This window comes from Bacteroides sp. CAG:633, from assembly GCF_000435115.1.
GTDB lineage: Bacteria > Bacteroidota > Bacteroidia > Bacteroidales > Bacteroidaceae > Bacteroides > Bacteroides ndongoniae.
Genome location: NZ_FR883105.1, coordinates 5,783 through 11,346 on the forward strand (window position 1 = coordinate 5,783; position 5,564 = coordinate 11,346).

Here is a 5,564-nt window from a genome sequence, read left to right on the forward strand (position 1 = left end):
GCCAGTACGGCAGCCTTCTCGCGCCACAGGGCTTCGGTGTCTGTCGAGTTATAGGTGACGTGAATCTGTTCGCGCTTCACGCCGTACGAAGGCAGGATGTCGTAGGCCGCCGTGGAGTAGTTGAGGGTACCTGCGACGCGGGCATAGCAGTACTTGCGGATGCGGGCCGTCAGCCACTGGCGCAGGTAGAAGGCTTTGCCCGTGCTGAGCAGGCGCATGCCTTCGTCGTACATGGGGTGTTGGCGGAAGTAATCGCGTATCTGTCCGTAGGGCGGTGTCTGGAAGGGAATCTCGCGAATCACCAACCGGGCGCCACAACGCTTCAGGGCACGGCGCAGCGACGGCTGAAAGAAGACCTGCAGAAAGTAGGGCCAGCCCAGCACAACGATGTCGGGGCGTTCGTCGGCAATGATGCTGGGCAGGGCAGGGAATCCGCTTTTGCCGTAATACATCTTCTTTTCCTGTGTATTGAGGTGGCGGTAAGCACCCTCTTCCACCATCTTGACGCCTTTGCCGATGGTGGCATTTCCTTTCCGGGGGCTGACGACGGTGATGTCGGCTCCTTTGGCCTGGAGTTTCTCCAGCATGGCGTTCAGGTAGTGGGGCATTCCGCCGAAGGTGAATAATACTTTCATAATGGTTAATGATAAATGGTTAATGGTGAATGGTGAAGGGTTCAGGTATAGCTTTTCAGAATGGGGACCAGACGTTGCAGGCTGTGCTGTGCGGCGTAGGCAGCCAGTCCTTCGGGGCGGGGCACACCGTCGCGGCAGAGGCGGACGATGGCTTCGCGGCAAGCCTGGGTATCGTCTTCGGCAATGGCAATGCCTGTGCCGTAGTGCTCTACCCGCCGCCCCATGCACTGTCCGCTGCTTACCACGATGGGACGGCCGAAAGCGGCTGCCTTGGTCAGCAGGTTGCTGCTGCCGCTGAAGTGACGGTAAGCGGCAAAGACTACGTCGCTGGCAGCTATCAGGGCGTTGAAGCAGGCTTCGTCGGGAATGCGCTCCAAGGCAAACAGGCAGTTGGCGTGGGCGGCTTCGAAGGCCTTGACCCGGCGGGTCTGCTCTTCGGTCAGCCACGACTTTCCTGCCATCAGGAAGAAGTATTCGTCCGCGGGCAGGGTGGGAATGACGCTCAGTAGCAGGTCGATGCCCTTGCGGGTGCCGATGGAGCCTGTCAGCGAAACGATTTTCCGTCCGGCGGCCCGTTCGCGTAGCGTATGCAGCAGGGGATAACTCTCGTCGGGTTGTGACAGGTCGGCAAAGTCTGGCAGGCAGTCGATGCGGGGCTGGAATCTCTTCAAACTGTCTGTGGAGAACTCGTTCAGCACACCTATTCCCCGGCAATGACGGCTGCGCAGGTAGGGACGGACGTCGGGCTGTCCCGGACGGTAGGCAGGCAGCATGGACTGTACTAGCAGCCCGCTCCACGGATAGGGCATCAGGCGGTCGAACAGGGCGAGAGGCCCCAGCGTGGGCAGCAGGTCGTCCAGGCAGGGAAAGTAAACCAGGTCGGGATGGAAATCGCCGATTTGTCTGCTTATGGCGGATAGGTTTTGCAGACGGATGCAGGCGTTGTGCAGTACCGTCAGTTTCTTGCGGATGGGTTGGCCGACGGGCAGCGGACGTAGCGGACGGGTGTCGATGGGCACGAAGGTGGCTGCTTGTTCGGTACCCGATGCCCGTGGGGCGCACAGCAGGACATCGTGTCCCAGACTGGCCCAGGCAAGGGTAAATTCTTTATAGTAAGTCTCGCGGTGACCGGAGACGGAGCAATCGATGACGACTATCTTCATTTCTTCTTTCTGTTCGTTTCGGTGTTGGGGTTGATGGGGTGTTTGTCTGCTGGTGGTTCTCGTCAGGCCTGTCCGGATTTGTCCGAGGCAGAGGCTTGCGGTGCGGTCTGCAGAGCTGCTTCATAGACGGCCTTTAGCTTCTGTCCAGCCAGGCCGAAGTCGAAGCGTTCGGCAATGGAACGGCGGATGGCAGTCTGGTCGAAGGTCTCGTAGCGGTCGTACAGCAGTTTCATCTTCTCGGCCAGCAGTCCGACGTCGCCGGGCGGTATCAGGTAACCGCTTTCGGGCGTAATGATGTCCTCCGGACCACCACAGACGGTGCCGATGGCAGGCATTCCGGTGGCCATGGCCTCGATGAACACGATACCGAAGGTCTCGGCGTGCGAAGCCAGTACAAAGGCATCGCAGCGGGCCAACAAGCGGGCCACTTCTTCGCGGGGCAACCGCCCTGTCAGGGTGACTTGCCGCTCCAGGTGCAGTTGTTGAATCAGGGCTTGCTGATGAGGCTGTTCCTCGCCGTCGCCGGCAATAACGAGCGACACGTGCGGCATCTGGCCAAAGCTGCGGTGGAAGGCTTCAATCAGTTCGGCAAATCCTTTCCGCGGATTCAGGTTGCCCACGCTGACAAAGGTAAAGCTGCGTTCCTTGTCCGTATGGCGGTCGCCGGGGCGGAAGGTGGAGATGTCTACAAAGTTGGGAATCACGGTGGCCTGGTCGGGGCGGACCAGGTAAGGCGTCAGGTTCTTCCGGAGCAATGAACCTACACAGATCACCTTGCGAGCCTGGCTGTAGGCAGTGCGCAACGTGGCGGCCTGGGTAGGCGTCACGTGCCCGTGGTTGATGGACGAAGCGTGCTCGGTGACCACGTAGGGAATGCCGTAGCGGCGGTAGGCCAGACGGGCGGCATAGCCGGCCCAGGTGCCGAAGTGGGCATGTATCAGGTCGGGCTTTCCGTAGTGGCGGATGTAGTTGCGCACGGCCAGCAGGGTCAGGTTGGCCCATATCAGTCCTCCGATGCGGGTAGACAGTTTGGGATTCCAGGCATGAAGGCGCAGGGTGACGAACGTGCCGTTGTCTTCACGGGTAATCTGGAAGTGGTTTTCGTGGCAGAACCGCTTCCAGGTGAAGTCCTTGCGCAGCCGCTGTTCGGTATAGACCAGCCCGACGCGGCATCCGGCACGGGCTATCTGCATGGCCTGTTCGTGAAACATGTATCCGCGATGGGCGGGAGCTCCCGGCTCGGGATAGTACATGGGAAGAATCAGTATGTGCATGAGCTTGGGTTTTGAGGTGAAAGACGGAGGTTGTCGATGGCTTGCGCCAGTGCGTCGGAAGTGCCGCTTATCACTTTCCGGCAGAACATCTTGCCCGATTGCGTCAGCTTCGGCAGGTCGTCGGCGGTCAGTGCCTTGATGGCTTTGCCGTATTCGATGTAGTGCAACGGGGTCAGACCCGACAGGCCGGGATAGTCTCCCCGGTGCAGCAGGGCGTGTGCCCCGAACGGGGAGTTGAAGACGAGGGTCTGGATGCACAGTTCGCTGGGCACGAAGCTGGTGCGGAAGTAGCGTACTAATTGTTTTTCGGTGCAGAGCCGTTCATATACGTAGCGTGCGCAGGGCAGGGTCAGTGCCCAATAGTCGGAACCGAAATAGACTTCCGCTTTCTTTCCTTTTATATAGGTATAGGGCGGTTTGCGGATGGGGAGCAGCTTCATCAGGTGGCGCGAGGCGACGATGAACTTGTTTTTCCACCACTGGCTCTTCCACTCCAGGTCGCGGAAGAAGTGGTAGCAGACTATTTTGTTCCGCTGATAGGCAACGTGGCATTGCGACAGGTTCATGCCCATGATGAATTCCGTGTCGGCATGTTCGTCGAAGTAGCGGTGAATCTCCGCATTGCTCCACAGCGGATAGTCCTGTCCGCTCAGGCATACCACGCGGCCGTAGTCCACTCCACTGCGGATGACGGCGGCCAGCAGTTCCTTCTGGTATTCCACCTGTTCCCAGCCACCCCAGCTCACCCAGTGCGAGGGGACGAAGGTGACCTTTCCTTCTAACAGTTGTCGGAAGGGGCGGTCGTCGGCTTTGCGGTCGATGTGGACGTAGAAGTCGGCATTGTCGTCCAGTGCGGCTATTAAGCGTGCCAGGTGGGTCGCGTCTTTGTAGGCGGAAAGAATATAGGCTATGCGGCTCATACGATCTTTTTCTTTAAGAGGAATTGAATGCTTTCCTTGAAGATGACGGACTTCAACCGCCACAGAATCAGGGCATACAGTGCAGCTACGGTGACTATCTTCGTCCCCATGGACAGGTAGAGGTTTTCGATGTTGCGAGTCAGGTAGTGCGTACCGATGGTAAGCAGGGCCGAAAGACCCAGATAGGGCGCGATATCTTTCAGCATGTCTTTCAGCATAAGGCCGATTTCGAGGTGGACGAAGCGGAACCATACGAAGAGCCAGCCGATGTTGATGGCCACAAAGGCACGCAGCATCCATTGCATGCCAAAGGGGTACAGGGCGCAGGCGGTGACCAGTTGCAGCAGGCAGATGCCGATGGTGTTCCACATGTATACGGACGAATGTCCTCGGCTGATGACCAAGTTGGAGAACAGGCTGCTGATGGGAATGAACGCCCCCCAGATGCAGAGCAGTTGCAGGATGTAGGCACTGGACAGCCACTTCTCGGTGATGGTGATGACAATCAGTTCACGGGCTATCAGGCTGAGTCCGAACATGGCGGGGAAAGAGATGAATGCCGTAAAGCGCAGCAACTTGCGGAACACGGCCAGTTGACGTTCGCGGTCGTCGGAGATGCTGGTAAAGACGGGCTGTGCAATGCCGTTTATCATGTTGGTGATGAGCGTATGACCCATGCCGTTCCATTTGTTGGCTTGCGTAAAGTCGCCGACTTCGTGGGCAGAGTAGAACTTACCCAGTATCATCGAGAACAGGTTGTTGTTGACGATGTTGACGATGTTGGTCACAATCAGCTTGCTGCTGAAACCTATCATGCTGCGGATGGGGCGCAGGTCGATGCTCAGGCTGGGACGCCAGCGGGCAAAGTAGAAGTTGAGCAGTGTGACCACGCTGACGAATGACAGCGACTGAACAGCCAGACCCCAATAGGCGAATCCGTTGGCAGCCAGCGTAATGCCCACAACGCCCGACACGCACAGGGCGGAAATGGAGATGATGGTGGTTTCCTTAATCTTGAGATGCTTGAACAGATAAGCCCGTGGCGCAATGCTCAGGCTGGAAATGACAAACCCCAGAAACAACAGGCGCGACAGGGGAACAAGCTCGGGAATCCGGTAGAAATCAGCAATCAGCGGCGCGGCAAAGAACAGAATGAGGTAGAACGTAATGCTGCACAGCGTACTGAACCAGAAGACTGCATTGTAGTCGCGGTGATCGGCCTGCTTCTTGTTGGTCAGTGCCGAGATAAATCCTCCTTCCTGCAAGGCAGAGGCAACGGCCGAAAAGACCGTAAGCAGTCCCACCATACCGTAGTCGGAACGGTCGAGCAGGCGTGCCAGAAAGATTCCGAAGACAAGGTTCAGCAGCTGTTGTATGCCATTACTGAATCCTCCCCAGAACAGGCCGCGGGCGGTTTTCTCTTTCAATGAAGATTCTTTCATTTTGTTTTCTGCAGGTGTATTTCTCTCTTATTTACTTGTATGTCAAAAGCTTAATAGGCTCGTTGCTCTTAAATTGCTCTTAAATTGCTCTTAAATTGCTCTTAAATTGCTCTTAAATTGTTCACTCTTT

The 5,564-nt window shown here is 57.2% G+C and carries 5 protein-coding genes; all 5 read right to left on the minus strand.

Annotated features, from left to right (window positions below; genetic code table 11):
- Nucleotides 1-635 (minus strand): glycosyltransferase family 4 protein (locus tag QVP67_RS10805; RefSeq protein ID WP_288180121.1); only part of this gene is annotated, 635 nt, incomplete at its 3' end.
- A gap of 41 nt (nt 636-676) precedes the next feature.
- Entirely contained in the window at nt 677-1,798 is a 1,122-nt protein-coding gene (locus tag QVP67_RS10810) for a glycosyltransferase (RefSeq protein WP_022163578.1), read from the minus strand.
- Between the two features lie 62 nt (nt 1,799-1,860).
- A complete protein-coding gene (locus QVP67_RS10815) occupies nt 1,861-3,072 on the minus strand; it encodes a glycosyltransferase family 4 protein (RefSeq protein WP_022163579.1) in 1,212 nt (403 codons plus the stop codon).
- On the minus strand, nt 3,060-3,992 hold the full coding sequence (locus tag QVP67_RS10820; RefSeq protein ID WP_022163580.1) for a beta-1,6-N-acetylglucosaminyltransferase: 933 nt from the start codon (nt 3,990-3,992) through the stop codon (nt 3,060-3,062). Before QVP67_RS10820 ends, QVP67_RS10815 begins: the two co-directional genes overlap by 13 nt.
- Nucleotides 3,989-5,434: a lipopolysaccharide biosynthesis protein gene (locus QVP67_RS10825; protein WP_022163581.1), complete on the minus strand. Its 1,446-nt coding sequence runs from the start codon at nt 5,432-5,434 to the stop codon at nt 3,989-3,991. The genes QVP67_RS10820 and QVP67_RS10825 overlap by 4 nt, the downstream gene beginning before the upstream one ends.
- Nucleotides 5,435-5,564: the final 130 nt, after the last annotated feature.

Bases quoted from the DNA above. Each gene is read 5' to 3' on its own strand.
- QVP67_RS10810 (WP_022163578.1), bottom strand. From the start codon at position 1,798: ATGAAGATAGTCGTCATCGATTGCTCCGTCTCCGGTCACCGCGAGACT.
- QVP67_RS10815 (WP_022163579.1), bottom strand. From the start codon at position 3,072: ATGCACATACTGATTCTTCCCATGTACTATCCCGAGCCGGGAGCTCCC.
- QVP67_RS10820 (WP_022163580.1), bottom strand. From the start codon at position 3,992: ATGAGCCGCATAGCCTATATTCTTTCCGCCTACAAAGACGCGACCCAC.
- QVP67_RS10825 (WP_022163581.1), bottom strand. From the start codon at position 5,434: ATGAAAGAATCTTCATTGAAAGAGAAAACCGCCCGCGGCCTGTTCTGG.